Genomic DNA, 16875 nt, shown 5'->3' on the forward strand with positions numbered 1-16875 from the left:
CAGGGCGCTGAGTTCAACGCATGCGGGCCACAAGCCTGCGTGCCTTGCGCTCAACGTATTCCCCCCAAGTCCCCCCCAATTTCCCCTGTTCCCTGGCCTGCGCCACAAGTGCGGGTCTAAGTTCACTGCCCCCTGAAAACCGGAGATCACCATGCTCGACGACACCCTCAAAGCCCAACTTCAGCAATACCTGGCATTGCTGCGCCAGCCGATTCGTTTGATTGCTTCGCTGGACGACAGCGAGACCGGCACTGATATGAAGCAGTTGCTTGAGACCATCGTCGGTTTGTCTGACAAGGTCAGCCTGGACACCTCGGGAGACGACGCACGCAAGCCGTCTTTTGTGGTGGCCCGCGAAGGCCAGACCACTGGGGTGCGTTTTGCTGGTTTGCCGCTGGGCCACGAATTCACATCACTGGTGTTGGCGCTGCTGTGGACGGGTGGTCACCCGCCCAAGGTCGAGGCCGACGTCATTGACAGCATCAAAGCGCTGGAAGGCAACTTCAATTTCGAGGTCTACATGTCGCTCAGCTGCCACAACTGCCCCGACGTGGTGCAGGCGCTGTCGCTCATGGCCATCGTGAACCCCAAAGTGAAAACCGTGGTCATTGAAGGCGGTGCCTTCCAGGCCGAAGTCGAGGCGCGTCAGATCATGGCCGTGCCCATGGTGTTTTTGAACGGTCAGGTATTTGGTTCGGGCCGCATGTCGGTTGAAGAAATCGTGGCCAAGCTCGACACCAACGCCGGTGAACGCGATGCCGCCAAGCTCAGCGCCAAAGACCCGTTTGACGTGTTGGTGGTGGGCGGTGGCCCGGCCGGGGCGGCGGCTGCCGTGTACGCCGCTCGCAAAGGCATCCGCGTGGGTGTGGCGGCTGAGCGTTTTGGCGGCCAGACCAACGACACCATGGCCATCGAGAATTACATCTCGGTGCTCGAGACCGACGGCCCCAAGTTTGCGGCAGCCTTGGAAGCGCAAGTGCGCCACTACGAGGTGGACATCATGAACTTGCAGCGTGCCGACAAAATCATCCCCGCCAGCCAGCCCGGCGGCCTGATCGAAGTGCAGATGGCCAATGGCGCCAGCATCAAAGCCCGCTCGGTCATCCTGTCCACCGGTGCCCGCTGGCGCAATGTGAATGTGCCCGGCGAAGCCGAGTACAAAAACAAGGGTGTGGCGTATTGCCCGCATTGCGATGGCCCGCTGTTCAAGGGCAAGCGCACGGCGGTGATTGGCGGCGGCAACTCCGGCATCGAAGCGGCGATTGACTTGGCCGGCATCGTGGCCCACGTCACGGTGTTTGAATTTGCCGACCAGCTCAAGGCCGACGCGGTCTTGGTGAGCAAGCTCAAGAGCCTGCCCAACGTCACGGTGCACACCAACGCCCAAACCACCGAGATCACCGGCGCTGACGGCAAGGTCAAAGGCATTCGCTACAAAGACCGCACCTCGGGTGATGACCATTGGGTCGAGCTGGAAGGCGTGTTCGTGCAAATCGGCCTGGTGCCCAACACCGAGTTCCTCAAGGGCACTTTGGAGTTGAGCAAGTTCGGCGAGATCGTGGTGGACGCCAAAGGCCACACCAATGTGCCTGGTGTGTTTGCAGCCGGTGATTGCACCACCGTGCCTTATAAGCAGATCGTCATTGCCGCAGGCGAGGGTGCCAAAGCCGCCTTGAGCGCTTTTGACCACCTGATCCGCATGCCTGCTGTGCCGGTGAGTGACGCCACAACCCCCGCACACGCAGAAGCCGTTTAAGCTGGCGGTTTTTTCACCCCCCACCGGAGCCCTGTGATGACGTGTTTTGTGATCGACCCCACCGCCAAAACCATCACCCCCGTCCCTTGGGACGGTGGGTTGGATGCGATCCGTCAGCTGATCGGTTTTGAAACCATCGACAGCGACGAGATCGATGCGAATGGGGACCGTTTGTTTTTCGACGAAAAATGCTTCATCCGCCAGACCCCTGGCGTGGGCCGTTTCCAGCTCGACAGCCTGGCCCCTGTGGCGGGGGTGGGCGTGGTGGTGGGGGCTGGGGTGTCTGCCCCGCAAGTGACGCTGCAGGCCTTGCAGGGGCGGGTCAAATTTTTGTCATGACCCGTCTACCGTGTTGGCTTACTTGAAGCCCACGCGGTCCAGCATTTGCTGCACCTTGATCTGGTTCATGCCCACGGCGCTGATCGGGAGCAATTCGCTTTTGAAGCTGCCGCCGGTCATGGCTTTGAGGGCGGGGTTGTCAAAGCTCACGCCTTTGGCCGCTGGCCACTCGTTGTTGCCGTTGGCAAAGTGGTTTTGCGCCGAGGGGCTGGCCAGGTATTCGAGGAACTTGACCGCGTTGTCGGTGTTTTTGGCATGGCGTGCCACGGCGCCACCGGCCACGTTCATGTGGGTACCCCAGCTGCTTTGGTTGGGGAAGACCACGCCGATTTTTTCGGTCACGGCTTTGTCGGCCGGGTTGCTGGACCGCATCATGCGGGCCAGGTAATAGGTGTTGGTGACCGCCACGCCGCATTCGCCCGAGGCCACGCCCTTGATCTGGTCGGTGTCACCGCCTTTGGGGCTGCGGGCCATGTTGTCCACCAAGCCCTTTAGCCAGACTTCGGTTTTTTGCGGACCCAGGTGCTCGGTCATGGCCCCGAACAGGCTCAGGTTGTAGGGGTGCGAGCCGCTGCGGATGCACAAACTGCCCTTGAACTTGGCATCGGCCAGTTTCTCGTAGCTGTCCACGTCGGTTTTGCTGAACTTGAGCTTGTCGTACACGATCACACGCGCCCGTGTGGACAGGCCAAACCACGCCGTGCCGCCGTTGTCGGCGGGCTTGGCGCGCAAGTTGGCGGGGATGGCGTCTTCGAGTTTGGCCGACTTGATGGGCAAAAACAGGCCATCGACCTCGGCACGCCACAAGCGGGCCGCGTCCACCAGCAAAATCACGTCAGCGGGAGAGGCTGCGCCCTCGGCTTTGAGTCGGGCGAGAATACCGGCATCGTCGGCATCGACCCGGTTGATCTTGATGCCCGTAGTTTTGGTGAAGTCGCTGTACATGACTTCATCGGTGGGGTAATGCCGGGCCGAATAAATGTTCAGCACTTTGTCTTGCGCCATGACCGAGGTGGATGCCCACAGGCAGGCGAAGCTCAGGAGAGATTTGGACAGTTTCACGAACTTGACTTTCAATGGGTGTTGGTGGTCAAGTTTATCCTAAATGCGAATGGTTATCAATAAGATTTGAGGAATTCAAGGATGTCAGAGGTAAAGATTAAAAGGCTGATCACGTTTGGGCGAAGACTGTGCTTGTGCATTGGGCTTGGTCTGTTGGCCGCGTGCAGCAGTGTGGTGCAAGGTCCCCAGACGGAAGCGGGTCGCGACCAGACCAAAGTAGAGCCGAGAGAATTGCGCTTGGGCTTGGCTTTGGGTGGAGGGGCCGCTCGGGGTTTTGCCCATGTGGGCGTGATTCAGGTGCTTGAGGAGGCGGGTTTGCGCCCGAGTTATGTCACGGGCACATCTGCAGGCAGCCTGGTGGCTGCGCTTTATGCGAGCGGCAAAACACCCGTTGAACTTGTGCGGGTGGCTGAAAGCATGCAAGAGGCCGAAATCACCGACTGGATGCTGCCGATCTTGAACCGGGGTGCTTTGCGTGGAGAAGCTTTGGCCAAATATGTGAACACCCAAGTGGGAGGGCGAACGCTGGAGCAAATGAAAATTCCACTCGGGGTGGTGGCCACCGATTTGGGCAACGGGCAGGCGATCACTTTCCGTCGCGGCAATACCGGGGCGGCTGTTCGCGCATCCAGCGCTGTGCCCGGTGTGTTTCAGCCTGTGCGTTTTGGTGACAGGGAGTATGTGGATGGTGGGTTGGTGTCACCGGTTCCTGTGCGGCAGGCGCGTGAATTGGGGGCGAATTTTGTGCTGGCGGTGGACATATCCAGTGATCCCATGGGCAATCCAGCTTCGGATACTTTCCAGATTTTGATGCAGACCTTCACGATCATGGGCCAAAGCATCAAAACCTGGGCTTTGAAAGAGGCTGATTTTGTGGTTCGGCCAGCCTTGTCTGGCGTCAAAAGTGCTGATTTTGGGGCACGCATGAGGTCGATTGAAGCCGGTCGAGTCGCCATGCGTGAGGCACTGCCGGGTTTAAAGCAACGCTTGGCTGCATTTGAAGCCGGTCGATGATCTGAACGCCCCGCAGCCCGAGCACTGGCTGTGTCGATGGGCGCAAGATGCGTCCATAAAAAAAGGGCTGATCTTGCGATCAGCCCTCAAAGGGATCCCTGTTTCCCAGATGAAATTCAAAGAGATCCGAGGAGACAACTTGCAATGTGTGTGGCAGTCCTTTGGCAGGGCTGCCCGGTGTCAGAAATTACTTTTTCTTGGCTGCTTTAGGGGCCGCTGACTGGGTCACAGAAGCCAAATTGGATTCAGCCAAATCGGTGGCTTGTTTGACTGCTTTTTGAACCGATTCAAAGGCGGTGCTGGCAGCGGTCACGGCACCCTTCATCATGGCCACGGCTTGCTCGGAGCCGGCCGGTGCGTTTTGAGCGGCAGTGTCCACCAAAGTGGCAAACTGCTTTTGAGCGGCAGCCGTTTGTGATTCGAAGGCTTTGGTGAACTCGCCACCGGTGCCAGAAGCGATGTCATACAGGTGACGGCTGTAAGCGGCTGTTTTTTCGGCCAAAGGCTGGAACAGGTTGGCTTGCATGGCCACGAGTTCTTGAGCGTCTTTCACGCTCAGGGCGGCTTGTGTGTTGTTGGCTGATTCGTCCAAGGCGGCCTTGGCTGCGCTCAGGTTCAATTCAACCAGCTTTTCAACGCCTTCGAAGGCTTTGGCGGTCAAACCAAACAGGGTTTCAACGTTGGCTTTGTGTGAGGCGACGATTTGTTCGGGTGTCATCATGAGGAGCTCCAGAGATAAGTTTGGTTTCAAGAAGACTGCGCCGTAACTGGCCGGGGCCGTACAACTTTGTTGCAGTGCAGCATGGTTTGAATTTTAGGGTTTCTACGGGCCAATGCAAGGCCATGGGCCCTCTCGTGGCTCAGTTTAGAGAGGGTTATCTAGAATCGATTTGTTCAAAATCAAACCATGCACGCTTACTACGCCGACCACTTTGTCTTGCCGCTGCCCGAAGGCCACCGATTTCCCATGCGCAAGTACAGCCGCTTGCGCGACCGGCTCACACACGAACTGCCCGGCGTGCGCATGTGCGAGGCCCCGGCCGCGAGCGACGGTGAGCTGGCGCTGGTGCACACACCCACCTACATCCAGGGTGTTGCCACGGGCAGTTTGGAGGCGGCTTTGCAGCGCGAAATCGGTTTTCCCTGGAGCCCGGCCATGGCCGAACGGGCGCGACGGTCCGTTGGGGCCACGGTGGCTGCGGCCCGCGATGCGCTGGCCCAAGGCGTGGCAGGCAACCTGGCGGGCGGCACGCACCATGCCTATGCGCACAAGGGCGGGGGCTTTTGTGTGTTCAACGACATCGCCGTGACGGCCCGCCTGATGCAGGCCGAGGCCTGGCGGCACCACCGCCAACAGATGAAGGTGGCGGTGATCGATTTGGACGTGCACCAGGGCAATGGCACGGCGCACATTTTTGCAAGTGACCCGAGTGTGTTCACGCTGTCGCTGCACGGCGAAAAGAACTTTCCTTTCCGCAAGGAGCTGAGCGATCTGGATGTGGGCCTGCCGGATGGCTGCACCGACGAGCCTTATTTGGAGGCCTTGCACCAGGCCCTGCAAACGCTGCAAGACCGTTTTGATCCGCAGCTGGTCATTTACCTGGCCGGAGCCGATCCGCATGAGGGCGATAGGTTGGGCCGCCTCAAATTGACGATGGATGGCATGCAGGCGCGCGACCGGGTGGTGATGGACTGGGCCTGGCAGCGCAGGCTGCCGGTGGTGCTGTGCATGGGCGGCGGCTACGGCCACGACATCGAGACCACGGTGCAGGTGCAAATGCAGACCTGGGATGTGGCTTTGGGCTATTGGCAACGCTGGCACAATCTCGGGCGATGAACACGCCAGTCTCTCCCCCAACCAAACCCCAAGCCGACGCCCGCAGCAGCTACAAGGCGTTTCGCCCCATCAGCACCCGCTGGATGGACAACGACGTGTACGGCCATGTGAACAACGTGGTCTATTACAGCTGGTTCGACACCGCCGTGAACGCCACCCTGATCGAGCAGGGCGTGCTGGACATTCACGCCGGCACCACCATCGGTCTGGTGGTGGAAACCCAGTGTTTCTACTTCGCGCCGCTGGCTTTTCCACAAACTATTGACGCAGGCATCCGCGTGGCCAAGCTGGGCACATCCAGCGTGCGCTACGAGGTGGGCCTGTTCGCGCAAGGCGAAGACCTGACCGCCGCCCGGGGCCACTTTGTGCATGTGTATGTGGACCGCGAGACCCGCCGCCCCGTGCCCCTGCCCGCCGCACTCAAAGCATTTTTGGAGACATTGACATGAGCATTTTGGACATCGGACCCCAGGTCAGCACCCGCGTGAACGATCCGGCCAGCGTGGACGCGGCCATCTTGAGCCGCTTTTCGGCCCGCGCCTACCTGCCCCAAGCGGTGGATCGCAGCGTTTTGCAAGAGGTGCTGAGCGTTGCGGCACGCTCGCCCAGCGGCACCAACACCCAGCCCTGGAAGGTGTATGTGCTGCAAGGCGCCAAGCGCGACGAGCTGGTGGCCAAGACCTGCGCGGCACATGACGCCATCAGCGCCAACCCGGCCCTGGCCGCTGACTACGCTGAGTCTTATGACTATTACCCTGAAAAATGGGTCAGCCCCTACATCGACCGCCGCCGCGAGTGCGGTTTTGGCCTGTATGGCGTACTGGGCATTGGCAAGGGCGACAAGGGCATGATGCACGCCCAGCACCAAAAGAACTTCCGCTTTTTTGATGCGCCCGTGGGCCTGATCTTCACCATCGACAAAGTCATGGGCCGGGGCAGCTTGCTCGACTACGGCATGTTCTTGCAAAGCATCATGGTGGCCGCCCGCTCGCGTGGCCTGCACACCTGCCCGCAAGCGGCGTGGAACGGTTTTTCCAAAATCATCTTGCCGCTGGTCGGCGCGGGTGAGAACGAAATGGTGGTCTGCGGCATGTCGCTGGGTTATGCCGACGAAGCAGCGCTGGTCAACACCTTCGAGACCACCCGCGTGCCGGCCCAAGACTTCACCCACTGGGTGGACTGACTTTTTTGGCCGTGGTGCTGGTTTGGCGGCCGCAGGGCCTGGCCGGGTCGGCCGCGCATGCCGAGCAACGCGAAAGCGTGCCGGTGTTTGCGCTGTGGCCTGTGGCGGGCTGGGGCCGGGCGCTGTTTGTGGCGGTCTTTGTGGGCCTGACGCTGCTGGCTTGGGGGCAGGGCGACTACGGTCGCAGCTTGGCCGAAGACGTGATGGTGATGTTGTTGTTTGGCCTGAGCCTGCAGTGGATGATGGCTTTGGGCGGTCTGGTCAGCTTTGGCCATGCGGCGTTTTTTGCACTGGGCGCTTATGGCGCGGCGCTGTCGCACCTGCACTGGGGTGCGGGTTTGCCTGCAGCTTTGGCATCCGGCATGGCGCTGGCGCTGGCCGTGGCTTTGGCCTTTGGCGCTTTGGTGGTGCGCAGCAGCGGGGTGTACCTGGCCATGCTGTCTCTGGCGCTGGCGCAAATGATTTGGGCGGGGGCCACGCAGTGGGTGGGCTTGACCGGAGGCGACAACGGCCTGATCGGCCTGCGTTTGATCGCCCCCGAGTCGCGTGCACTGTGGGACGCCGCGCTGAGCGTCTTCATGCTGTTGGCCATCGTCGGCATGGCCCGCGTGGCCCGCTCCAGCCGGGGCGCAGCTCTGCAGGCTGTGCGCGATGCCCCGCTGCGGGCAGCCGCCAGCGGTTTGCCGGTGCAGGCTTTGCGCTAACAGGTGTTTGTGGCCAGCGCCACTTTGGCAGGCCTGGCCGGGGGCTTGTGGGCCGCATTCAAAGGCGCGGTGTTTCCGTCGGTGGCTTCGGTCGCCATGTCGGTGGACGCTTTGCTGGTCATCTTGCTGGGCGGCGTGCACCAGTTGTGGGGCTCGGCCGTGGGCAGTGCTTTGCTGGTTTGGGGCGGGGCCGAGCTGGGGCAGGGCCTGGATTATTGGCGCGGTGTTTTGGGCCTGGTCATCATGTTGGTGATGGTGCTGGCCCCCAGTGGCGTGCTGGGTGGGTTGCAGATGCTGTTGGCCCGCTTTGCTTCCAAGAGGAGCCTCGCATGAGCCGTGGAACAGTTTTGCAGGTCAGCGGTCTGACCAAGCATTTTGGCGGTGTGCGGGCGCTGGACGGTGTGGATTTCTCTGTGCCCGCAGGCCAGTGCGTGGCCCTGATCGGCCCCAACGGCGCGGGCAAGTCAACCTGTTTTGCATGCTTGGCGGGCCAGCAGGTGCCCACCGCGGGTGAGGTGTTGTGGCAAGGCCAGTCGCTGTTGGGCAAACCGCCTGCCGAGCGCCAGCGCTTGGGCGTGGCGCGCACCTTTCAGGTGGCGCAAACCTTCGAGGCGCTCACGGTGCTGCAAAACATCCAGCTGGTGCTGCGCCAATGGCCTGGTGGGACCGGCTGGATCGCCGTCAACCCGAGCGGGCGCTGCGCTTGGCCGCGCAAGCGGGCTTGCAAGCCCAGGCCCACGCCACCGTGGCCGATTTGCCTTACGGTGCCAAAAAACGCCTGGAGCTGGCCATGGCGCTGGCGGGCTTGCCGGACGCTGTGCCTGGCTCCGGGGCAGACCAAGATGCACACGCAGCCCCGTCCTTGCTGCTGCTGGACGAGCCCGCTGCCGGTCTCGCCCTGGCCGAGCGGGCCGACATGATGGCGCTGGTGCGCCAGGTGGCCTCGCAAGGCGTGACGGTGCTCTACACCGAGCACAACATGGACGCCGTATTCGGCGTGGCAGACAGGGTGCTGGTGCTGATGCAAGGCCGCTTGGTGGCCGACGGCCTGCCCGACGTGGTGGCGCAAGACCCGCAGGTGCGCGAGCGCTACCTGGGGATGGATTTCGATCTGAACGCCAACGTGAATACCGATCCGAAAGGCCTGCACGATGCTCAAGGTTGAAGGCCTGAACGCCTGGTATGGCCAAGCCCAGGCCTTGTTCGACGTGAGTTTGTCGGTGGGCGAGGGCGAGTTGGTCGTCATTCAGGGCCTGAACGGCGCGGGCAAATCCACGCTGCTGCAAAGCCTGATCGGCATCGGTCCCCGGGCCCAAGGCCGTATCACCTGGCAAAACGAACCCATCCAAACCTGGCCCGCGCACCGACGCGCCCGTGCAGGCTTGGGTTTTGTGGCCGAGGACCGGCGTTTGTTTACCGGCTTGTCGGTGAAAGAAAACCTCTGGATCGCCGCACCCTCGGGTTCAAGCGCTCAGGCCATGCCCGCGCAGCGGTTTGAGCGCGTGATGGCTTTGTTTCCCCAGCTGCAAACCATGCTGCATCGCCCGGCAAGCCAAATGAGCGGGGGGGAGCAGCAAATGCTGGCGCTGGCCCGCACCCTCATGACCGGCCCGCGCCTTTTGCTGCTGGACGAGCCTTGTGAGGGCATCGCCCCGGTGTTGGTGGCGGCCATGCGTGACGCGCTGCTGCAGCTGGCCCGCGAAGGCGTGGCCATGCTGGTGGCCGAGCAAAACAACATCCTGGCCCGGCATGCGCAGCGGGTGCTGGTGCTGACCAGCGGGCGCATCGATTCGGCGGCATGAGCCCCGCTTGACGGGGCAGGGCATCCTTTACACTGCCTCACCACAAGGAGCGGCATCAGCTGCCAGAGACAACACACCATGATCATCACCAGCCTGCTTGACACCGACCTGTACAAATTCACCATGATGCAGGTCGTGCTGCACCAGTTTCCGGGGGCGCAGGTCGAATACAAGTTCAAGTGCCGCAACCCGGGCGTGCCTTTGGCTTTGTATGTCGATGAAATTCGGCAAGAAATCTGTTCCTTGTGCAGCTTGAGCTTCAAGGAGGCTGAGCTTCAATACCTCCGGTCGCTGCGGTTCATCAAAAGCGACTTTGTCGATTTTTTGGCCCTGTTCAAACTCAATGAAAAATACATCGAGGTCTTGCCCCTGCCTTCGGGTGAGATCGATGTCTCGATTCGTGGGCCTTGGCTGCACACCATCTTGTTTGAAATTCCCGTGCTGGCCATCGTCAACGAGGTCTACTTTCGCAACACCCAAAAGGTGCCTGACCTGATGGAGGGTCGACGCCGTTTGGAGACGAAGATCAACCAACTGCATGCACCGGGTCTGGAGACGCTCAAGATCGCCGACTACGGCACCCGTCGCCGCTTTTCTCGCGCTTGGCACGAAGAGGTATTGCGTGTCATGTCGGCCCGTTTGGGCACTGGGCCCGATGGGCAATTTGCGGGCACCAGCAATGTCTACTACGCGTACCTGCTCAAAATGACGCCCTTGGGCACCATGGCCCATGAATACCTGCAAGCCGCACAGGCACTGGGTCCACGCTTGCGAGACAGCCAAGTCTTTGCTTTTGAATCATGGGCCAAAGAGTACCGTGGTGATCTGGGCATTGCCCTGAGCGATGTGTATGGGTTTAACGCTTTTTTGCGCGATTTTGATTTGTATTTTTGCAAGTTGTTTGATGGTGCTCGCCATGACAGTGGTGACCCGTTCAGCTGGGGCGAGCGCATGATTGCGCACTACCAGCAAAACCGGGTCGACCCTAAAACCAAGACGCTGATTTACAGCGATGGCTTGACCATTCCCCGAACCATCGAATTGTTTGAGCAATTCAGAGGACGGTGCCAACTCGCTTTTGGCGTGGGCACCAACCTGACCAACGATCTGGGCTATGAACCTCTGCAAATTGTCATCAAAATGACCCGTTGTAACGGTCAGCCTGTGGCCAAATTGTCGGATTCACCGGGCAAAGGCATGTGTGACGACGAAAAGTATTTGGCCTATTTGCGCCAAGTGTTCGAGATCAACCCCATCAACTGACCGACACTCGCAGGCCGTTAACATAGCGCACCAATTCACAGGAGATTTTCATCATGAAGCGATGGGGTAAGCGGTGGACCGCGTGGCTGGCTATGCCGCTGTTGTTGTTGTCCGGAGGGGCTTTTGCTGCCGACTTTGATGGCGCTCAGTTGTCGGTGATGTGGGGCGTGCCATTCGCAGGCATTTTGTTGTCGATTGCCTTGATGCCTTTGCTTTTGCCGAATTTTTGGCACCACCATTACGGCAAAGTCGCCGCCGCTTGGGGCTTGGCTTTCCTCGTGCCTTTTGCCATGGTGTTCGGTCCTGCCGCGGCAGGTGCGAACACGGTGCACGCCCTGTTCGCCGAATACATCCCTTTCATCATCTTGCTCACGGCCTTGTTCACCGTGTCGGGCGGCATTTTCATCCGTGGCAACTTGCACGGCAGCCCAGGCCTGAACACCGCCATCTTGGGGATTGGGGCCGTGCTGGCCAGTTTCATGGGCACCACAGGTGCATCCATGCTGTTGATCCGGCCACTCATTCGCGCCAACGACAACCGCAAGCATGTGGCCCATGTTGTGGTGTTTTTCATCTTCATCGTCTCTAATGCTGGCGGCTCCTTGACGCCTTTGGGCGATCCCCCCTTGTTTTTGGGTTTCTTGAAGGGCGTTGACTTCTTCTGGACTGTCAAAACCATCTTCCCCGAGACACTGTTCTTGGTGGGCAGCTTGCTCGCCATCTTCTTTGCGCTGGACTCCTGGTACTACCACCGCCGTGAAGAGGTGTTGCCGCAAGATCCAACACCAGACTCGAAAGCGATTGGTTTTGATGGGGCCATCAACTTCTGGCTGCTGGCAGCCGTTGTAGGCTTGGTGCTGATGAGCGGTTTCTGGAAGTCGCCCGTGTCTTTCAACATCTACGGCACCGAAGTCGGTTTGCCGGGCGTTTTGCGCGATCTGGGTCTGGTGGCCTTGACCATTTTGTCTCTCAAGATCACACCCGCCAAGGTGCATGCGGACAACCAATTCGGTTGGGCACCCATGGCCGAAGTGGCCAAGTTGTTTGCCGGGATTTTCCTGACCATCATTCCGGTCATCGCCATGCTCAAGGCAGGTGTCAACGGCCCATTTGGTGCGGTGGTTCAAGCAGTGACCCAGCCCGATGGCAGTCCCGACGTGATGATGTACTTCTGGATCACGGGCGCTTTGAGTTCATTCCTCGACAACGCCCCCACTTATTTGGTGTTCTTCAACACCGCAGGCGGTGACCCGCAGGTGCTGATGACCACCTTGGCCCCGACGCTGGCCGCCATTTCGGCCGGTGCCGTGTTTATGGGCGCCAACACCTACATCGGCAATGCGCCCAATTTGATGGTCAAGGCCATCGCCGAAGACCGTGGCGTGAAAATGCCCAGCTTCTTTGGTTACATGTTGTGGTCGGGCGCTGTCCTGATTCCGTTGTTCGTTGTCATGAGTTTCATCTGGTTCAAGTGATGTCCAAACCTTCCATTTTGGTGGCCCGAGCCATCTTCCCCGAGGTCCTGCAGTCTTTGGCGCAGGTGTTTGAAGTCGAGAGCAACCAGGCCGACGAGGTTTGGTCTGCCGAAGAGCTGACCCGCCGCATGCAAGGCAAAGTGGGCGCATTGACCACCGGCAGCGAGCGCATCGACGTGGCGCTGCTGCAGGCCAATCCGCAGCTGCGCATCGTGGCCAATATGGCCGTGGGCTTCAACAACTTTGACGTGCCCGCCATGACCGCTGCGGGTGTGCAGGCCAGCAACACGCCCGATGTGCTGACCGAAACCACAGCCGATTTTGGCTTTGCCCTGCTCATGGCCACGGCCCGCCGCGTGACCGAGAGCGAGCACTATTTGCGTGCCGGTTTGTGGAAAAAGTGGAGCTACGACATGTTTGCCGGGGCCGAGGTGCATGGCTCGACCATCGGCATCATCGGCATGGGCCGCATCGGCCAGGGCATTGCCCGCCGCGCCGCGCATGGCTTTGGCATGAACGTGATCTATCACAACCGCAGCCGCTTGAGCGCCGAGCTCGAAGCCGAGTGCAAGGCCACTTATGTGTCCAAGCAAGAACTGCTGCAGACCGCTGACCATGTGATGCTGGTTGTGCCTTACAGCGCCGAGTCTCACCACACCATTGGCGCGGCAGAGCTGGCGCAGATTAAGCCGACCGCCACCCTGGTCAACATTGCACGCGGCGGCATTGTGGACGACGCGGCGCTCGCCAAGGCTTTGGCAGCGGGCCAAATTGCCGCCGCCGGTTTGGATGTCTTTGAAGGCGAGCCTGCGGTTCACCCTGATTTGTTGACCGTCTCCAACGTGGTGCTCACGCCCCACATTGCCAGCAGCACGGTCAAAACCCGCAAGGCCATGGCGCAGTTGGCAGCTGACAACCTGGTGGCTTACCTGACCCGTGGTCAAGCCCTGACACCGCTGAACTCCGTGCCCGGCTCAGCTGCATGAGTGAATGGCTGTGGCTGGCCCTGGCCGGGTTGAACCTGCTGGGTTTGGTGCTGTTGCTGCTGCGCTCACGGGCGTCGCCCGAGGCACAGGCCAAGCAAGCTGCTGGCCAGGCCGCCGAGCAAGCCGCCTGGCTGCAACATCAGTTTGCAGCTCTGCAGGCCCAAACCGAGCGTTTGGAGCGCGAACTGCGCAGCGAAATCAGCCAGTCTGGTGTGCAAGGCCGACAAGAGGCCATGCACACCCTCACGCTGTTCCAGCAATCGCTGCTGCAGCAAAGCGCCGAAGCGACCCGCACCCAAAACCAGCAAATTGACGCGCTGGCCCAACAGCTGGCCTTGCTGCAAAAAAGCCTGACCGACAGCCTGGCCCAGCAAGTCAATGCACTGTCTGAGGCGAATGCCCGACGTCTGACCGAAATGCGCGGCACCATGGAAACCCAGCTGTCGCAGCTGCAGCAAAGCAACGCTGCCAAGCTCGATGAAATGCGCCAGACAGTGGACGAAAAACTCCAGGCCACCTTGCAAGCCCGTTTGGGCGAGAGCTTCAAACAAGTGGCCGAGCGCCTTGAGCAGGTGCACAAAGGCCTGGGCGAAATGCACACCCTGGCGCAAGGCGTGGGCGACCTCAAGCACCTGCTGACCAACGTCAAGACCCGAGGCATGTTTGGCGAGGCACAACTGGCCTCTCTGCTCGAACAAGTCCTCACGCCTGAGCAATACGCCGTGCAGGTGGCCACGCGGCCTGGCGACAAAAACCGGGTGGACTTTGCGATTCGCTTGCCTGGCCGGTCTGAAAGCGGCCAGCCGGTGTGGTTGCCGATTGACGCCAAGTTTCCCAACGAAGACTACGAGCGCCTGCTCGAGGCCCAAGGCCGCGCTGACCCTGTGCAGGCCGAGCTGTGTGCCAAGGCGTTGGAAGCACGCATCAAGCTTGAAGCCAAATCGATCGCTGAAAAATACCTGGAGCCGCCGCACACCACCGACTTTGCGGTCATGTTTTTGCCGACCGAAGGGCTCTATGCCGAGGTACTGCGTCGCCCAGGCCTGATGGAAACCCTGCAGCGCGACCACCGCGTGACATTGGCCGGTCCCACCAACCTGATGGCCATGCTGAACGCTTTGCAAATGGGCTTTCGAACCCTGTCGCTTGAAAAACGATCCAGCGAAGTCTGGCAGGTGCTGGGTGCGGTCAAGACCGAGTTTGGCAAGTTTGGCGATGTGCTGACCAAGGTGCGCAACCAGACCCAGACGGTGCTCAACACATTGGACCAAGCACAAACCCGAAGTAACGTCATGAGCCGCGCTCTGCGCCAGGTGGATGCGCTGCCCGAGCTGCAAGCGCAAGCACTTTTGCCCAGCGGGCCGGATCTCGCGCAAGAGGAGAACAAGTGAGCCCTGATCTGGCCCGGCTGATTGCGGGTCAGATGTTTTTGCACGCGTGCATGGCGGGCACGCGCATGGCCATCCCCCTTTTGGCCCTCAACCAGGGTTTCAGCGCCGTGGCGGTGGGCGCACTTTTGGCCTTGTTTGCGTTTTCCCCCATGTTATTGGCGCTGCCTGCAGGCCGTTACAGCGACCGTCGGGGTTTGCAAAAAATCATGCGCATCAGCGTTGTCCTGGCGGCATCGGGTGTGCTGCTGTCGGCACTGTGGCCCAACTTTGCGGTGATGTGCCTGAGCGCTTTGGCCGCAGGCGGTGCCACCGGCATGGCCGTGATCGCCTTGCAACGCCATGTGGGCCGCATGGCCAAAGACCCGGCCGCACTCAAGGTGGCCTTCAGTTGGTTGTCGCTGGGTCCTGCCGTGTCCAATTTTGTCGGCCCTGTACTGGCAGGCTTGTTGATTGACTATGCCGGACCCGAGGCGGGGCACGTTTCGGGGTTCAGATGGGCCTTCTTGTTGATGGCCGTGTTTCCGCTGTTCACATGGTTTTGGGTGCGCCCAGTGCCTGAGCTTCCCCTTTCACCCGAACTCGCCAACGACAAACCCCGACGTGCACTGGATTTGCTGGCCGAGCCCATGATGCGGCGTTTGTTGGGGGTCAATTGGTTGCTGTCTTCGTGCTGGGATGTGCACACCTTTGTGGTGCCTGTGTTGGGGCACGAGCGCGGTTACAGCGCTTCTGTGGTGGGCTCCATTCTGGGTTCATTTGCTTTGGCTGCAGCATTCATACGGGTGTGTTTACCTTTCATCTCGCGCCACGTCAAAGAACACCAAATCATCACGGGCGCGATGGTGTGCACGTCCTTGCTGTTTGCGGTCTACCCCCTGATGCCCACCGCCGTGGCCATGGGGGTGTGCTCGGTGTTGCTGGGTTTGGTGTTGGGGACGGTGCAGCCCATGATCATGAGCACTTTGCACCAAATCACCCCGGCACACCGTCAGGGCGAGGCGCTGGGTTTGCGTCTCATGAGCATCAACGCCTCGAGTGTGCTGATGCCCATGCTCTTTGGCGCGGCGGGTGCCATTGCGGGGGTGGCACCCGTGTTTTGGGTGGTGGGGGTCGCCGTGGGCATGGGCTCTCGCGCTGCTTGGGGTTTGCGCCCAAGCCATGCCTCCAAGCATCATGAAACTTTGAGTTGATAAAACTCGCAAATGGCCTGCCAGGCGGCTTCTGGTGTGTCCACGTAACGAAACAAATTCAGGTCGTTTGCTGAAATCATGCCTTGTTCGACCAGCAAGTCCATGTTGATCAGGCGTTGCCAGTAGTCACTGCCAAAAAGCAAAATGGGGACCTGCCGGGCTTTGCGGGTTTGCACCAGGGTCATCACTTCAAACAGTTCGTCGAGTGTGCCAAAACCTCCGGGAAAGGCCACCAGCGCTTTGGCACGCATCATGAAATGCATTTTTCGCAGCGCAAAGTAATGGAACTTGAAGCTCAGATCGGGCGTGACATAGGGGTTGGGTGTCTGCTCATGCGGCAGGGAAATGTTGAGTGCCACCGACATGGCACCCGCTTCCGTGGCACCTCGGTTGGCCGCTTCCATGATGCCTGGTCCGCCTCCAGTGCAAATGAAAAGCTTTTCGTCATCAGGCAAGCAGGCACATGAGTGGGCCACACTTTGGGCAAAGACCCGCGCGTTTTCGTAATGTTCAGCGTTGCGCAGCATGACTTGGGCCGCTTTGATTTTTTCGGCTTGTTCACTCAGCAGGGCAGATTTCAGTTGTGCCTGAGCCGTCTCGCGGTCGGTGAATCGTGCACTTCCAAACACCACCACCGTGTGTTCGATGCCCGCTTCGGCTTGAGCCAAGTCTGGTTTGAGCAGTTCGAGTTGGAGCCGAATCCCACGGGTTTCTCGCCGAAGCATGAATTCTGGATCGGCAAAGGCCAATCGATGGGCTTTAGGTTCTAACCAGTGTGTGTTTTGGTCTTCGGCATGAAGGTCCGCCCAAGCGTGTGGCAAGACCGGTTGTTTGAGTTTGGGTGTGCTGTGCATGGTGACGATTGTGCATGCG

General features: G+C 60.1%; 18 protein-coding genes and 1 pseudogene. 16 read left to right on the forward strand and 3 right to left on the reverse strand.

Translation table 11 applies throughout. From position 1 onward, the window contains the following. Positions 1-151 precede the first annotated feature (151 nt). Together ahpF and B9Z48_RS05900 are read left to right on the forward strand one after the other, a co-directional pair. Positions 152-1756: an alkyl hydroperoxide reductase subunit F gene (gene ahpF / locus B9Z48_RS05895; RefSeq protein ID WP_108377487.1), complete on the forward strand. Its 1605-nt coding sequence runs from the start codon at positions 152-154 to the stop codon at positions 1754-1756. Positions 1757-1792: 36 nt separating this feature from the next. Beyond that, positions 1793-2095 (forward strand): hypothetical protein, encoded by a 303-nt coding sequence (locus B9Z48_RS05900; RefSeq protein ID WP_108377488.1) that lies wholly within the window; start codon positions 1793-1795, stop codon positions 2093-2095. An 18-nt stretch (positions 2096-2113) separates the two neighbouring features. Here the strand turns inward: B9Z48_RS05900 and B9Z48_RS05905 are convergent, their stop codons facing one another. Then, positions 2114-3100: an extracellular solute-binding protein gene (locus B9Z48_RS05905; RefSeq protein ID WP_108377635.1), complete on the reverse strand. Its 987-nt coding sequence runs from the start codon at positions 3098-3100 to the stop codon at positions 2114-2116. Positions 3101-3295: 195 nt separating this feature from the next. On the opposite strand from B9Z48_RS05905, the gene B9Z48_RS05910 reads away from it, so the two are divergent. Continuing rightward, positions 3296-4171 carry a patatin-like phospholipase family protein gene (locus B9Z48_RS05910; protein WP_233261044.1) on the forward strand — a complete coding sequence of 292 codons (876 nt, stop codon included), beginning with the start codon at positions 3296-3298 and terminating at the stop codon, positions 4169-4171. Between the two features lie 187 nt (positions 4172-4358). On the opposite strand, the gene B9Z48_RS05915 is transcribed toward B9Z48_RS05910, so the two are convergent. Next, positions 4359-4892, reverse strand: a complete 534-nt coding sequence (locus B9Z48_RS05915) for a phasin family protein (RefSeq protein WP_089961617.1) — start codon at positions 4890-4892, stop codon at positions 4359-4361. A gap of 186 nt (positions 4893-5078) precedes the next feature. Here B9Z48_RS05915 and B9Z48_RS05920 point away from each other — a divergent pair, with 186 nt between their 5' ends. The 13 genes and pseudogenes from B9Z48_RS05920 to B9Z48_RS05970 all read left to right on the forward strand — a co-directional run bounded on the left by B9Z48_RS05920 (position 5079) and on the right by B9Z48_RS05970 (position 16002). Then, entirely contained in the window at positions 5079-6008 is a 930-nt protein-coding gene (locus B9Z48_RS05920) for a histone deacetylase (RefSeq protein ID WP_108377490.1), read from the forward strand. Further along, a complete protein-coding gene (locus tag B9Z48_RS05925; protein ID WP_108377491.1) occupies positions 6005-6457 on the forward strand; it encodes a thioesterase family protein in 453 nt (150 codons plus the stop codon). The genes B9Z48_RS05920 and B9Z48_RS05925 overlap by 4 nt, the downstream gene beginning before the upstream one ends. Next, positions 6454-7191: a nitroreductase gene (locus tag B9Z48_RS05930; RefSeq protein WP_108377492.1), complete on the forward strand. Its 738-nt coding sequence runs from the start codon at positions 6454-6456 to the stop codon at positions 7189-7191. Before B9Z48_RS05925 ends, B9Z48_RS05930 begins: the two co-directional genes overlap by 4 nt. A gap of 11 nt (positions 7192-7202) precedes the next feature. Further along, positions 7203-7895: a branched-chain amino acid ABC transporter permease gene (locus B9Z48_RS22075; protein WP_233261045.1), complete on the forward strand. Its 693-nt coding sequence runs from the start codon at positions 7203-7205 to the stop codon at positions 7893-7895. A gap of 9 nt (positions 7896-7904) precedes the next feature. Then, the gene (locus B9Z48_RS22080) at positions 7905-8228 is read left to right on the forward strand and encodes a hypothetical protein (RefSeq protein WP_233261030.1); all 324 of its coding nucleotides are present in this window, start codon (positions 7905-7907) and stop codon (positions 8226-8228) included. Then, positions 8225-8491, forward strand: a pseudogene (locus tag B9Z48_RS22085) (ATP-binding cassette domain-containing protein); the annotation flags it as partial. The gene B9Z48_RS22080 and the pseudogene B9Z48_RS22085, both read left to right, overlap by 4 nt. A 56-nt stretch (positions 8492-8547) precedes the next feature. After that, complete coding sequence (locus tag B9Z48_RS22090) at positions 8548-9060, forward strand: hypothetical protein (protein ID WP_368665915.1); 513 nt, start codon at positions 8548-8550, stop codon at positions 9058-9060. After that, on the forward strand, positions 9047-9697 hold the full coding sequence (locus tag B9Z48_RS05945; protein ID WP_108377493.1) for an ABC transporter ATP-binding protein: 651 nt from the start codon (positions 9047-9049) through the stop codon (positions 9695-9697). Before B9Z48_RS22090 ends, B9Z48_RS05945 begins: the two co-directional genes overlap by 14 nt. A gap of 78 nt (positions 9698-9775) precedes the next feature. Continuing rightward, positions 9776-10960, forward strand: a complete 1185-nt coding sequence (gene pncB / locus B9Z48_RS05950) for a nicotinate phosphoribosyltransferase (protein ID WP_108377494.1) — start codon at positions 9776-9778, stop codon at positions 10958-10960. Between the two features lie 92 nt (positions 10961-11052). Next, entirely contained in the window at positions 11053-12435 is a 1383-nt protein-coding gene (locus B9Z48_RS05955; protein WP_089961829.1) for a sodium:proton antiporter, read from the forward strand. Continuing rightward, positions 12435-13421 carry a D-glycerate dehydrogenase gene (locus B9Z48_RS05960; RefSeq protein WP_108377495.1) on the forward strand — a complete coding sequence of 329 codons (987 nt, stop codon included), beginning with the start codon at positions 12435-12437 and terminating at the stop codon, positions 13419-13421. Before B9Z48_RS05955 ends, B9Z48_RS05960 begins: the two co-directional genes overlap by 1 nt. Then, positions 13418-14812, forward strand: coding sequence for a DNA recombination protein RmuC (locus B9Z48_RS05965; RefSeq protein ID WP_108377496.1), 1395 nt, complete (start codon positions 13418-13420; stop codon positions 14810-14812). Before B9Z48_RS05960 ends, B9Z48_RS05965 begins: the two co-directional genes overlap by 4 nt. Next, a complete protein-coding gene (locus B9Z48_RS05970; RefSeq protein ID WP_108377497.1) occupies positions 14809-16002 on the forward strand; it encodes an MFS transporter in 1194 nt (397 codons plus the stop codon). The genes B9Z48_RS05965 and B9Z48_RS05970 overlap by 4 nt, the downstream gene beginning before the upstream one ends. On the opposite strand, the gene B9Z48_RS05975 is transcribed toward B9Z48_RS05970, so the two are convergent. Beyond that, positions 15984-16856: a TIGR00730 family Rossman fold protein gene (locus B9Z48_RS05975; RefSeq protein WP_108377498.1), complete on the reverse strand. Its 873-nt coding sequence runs from the start codon at positions 16854-16856 to the stop codon at positions 15984-15986. The two genes, B9Z48_RS05970 and B9Z48_RS05975, sit on opposite strands and share 19 nt — an antisense overlap. Positions 16857-16875: the final 19 nt, after the last annotated feature.

This window comes from Limnohabitans sp. WS1 (assembly GCF_003063265.1).
GTDB lineage: Bacteria > Pseudomonadota > Gammaproteobacteria > Burkholderiales > Burkholderiaceae_C > Limnohabitans_A.

What these genes read in the sequence shown, in the direction of transcription:
- ahpF (WP_108377487.1), top strand. Translation starts at nt 152, where the DNA reads ATGCTCGACGACACCCTCAAAGCCCAACTTCAGCAATACCTGGCATTG.
- B9Z48_RS05900 (WP_108377488.1), top strand. Translation starts at nt 1,793, where the DNA reads ATGACGTGTTTTGTGATCGACCCCACCGCCAAAACCATCACCCCCGTC.
- B9Z48_RS05905 (WP_108377635.1), bottom strand. Translation starts at nt 3,100, where the DNA reads ATGGCGCAAGACAAAGTGCTGAACATTTATTCGGCCCGGCATTACCCC.
- B9Z48_RS05915 (WP_089961617.1), bottom strand. Translation starts at nt 4,892, where the DNA reads ATGATGACACCCGAACAAATCGTCGCCTCACACAAAGCCAACGTTGAA.
- B9Z48_RS05920 (WP_108377490.1), top strand. Translation starts at nt 5,079, where the DNA reads ATGCACGCTTACTACGCCGACCACTTTGTCTTGCCGCTGCCCGAAGGC.
- B9Z48_RS05925 (WP_108377491.1), top strand. Translation starts at nt 6,005, where the DNA reads ATGAACACGCCAGTCTCTCCCCCAACCAAACCCCAAGCCGACGCCCGC.
- B9Z48_RS05930 (WP_108377492.1), top strand. Translation starts at nt 6,454, where the DNA reads ATGAGCATTTTGGACATCGGACCCCAGGTCAGCACCCGCGTGAACGAT.
- B9Z48_RS22090 (WP_368665915.1), top strand. Translation starts at nt 8,548, where the DNA reads ATGGCCTGGTGGGACCGGCTGGATCGCCGTCAACCCGAGCGGGCGCTG.
- B9Z48_RS05945 (WP_108377493.1), top strand. Translation starts at nt 9,047, where the DNA reads ATGCTCAAGGTTGAAGGCCTGAACGCCTGGTATGGCCAAGCCCAGGCC.
- pncB (WP_108377494.1), top strand. Translation starts at nt 9,776, where the DNA reads ATGATCATCACCAGCCTGCTTGACACCGACCTGTACAAATTCACCATG.
- B9Z48_RS05955 (WP_089961829.1), top strand. Translation starts at nt 11,053, where the DNA reads ATGCCGCTGTTGTTGTTGTCCGGAGGGGCTTTTGCTGCCGACTTTGAT.
- B9Z48_RS05960 (WP_108377495.1), top strand. Translation starts at nt 12,435, where the DNA reads ATGTCCAAACCTTCCATTTTGGTGGCCCGAGCCATCTTCCCCGAGGTC.
- B9Z48_RS05965 (WP_108377496.1), top strand. Translation starts at nt 13,418, where the DNA reads ATGAGTGAATGGCTGTGGCTGGCCCTGGCCGGGTTGAACCTGCTGGGT.
- B9Z48_RS05975 (WP_108377498.1), bottom strand. Translation starts at nt 16,856, where the DNA reads ATGCACAGCACACCCAAACTCAAACAACCGGTCTTGCCACACGCTTGG.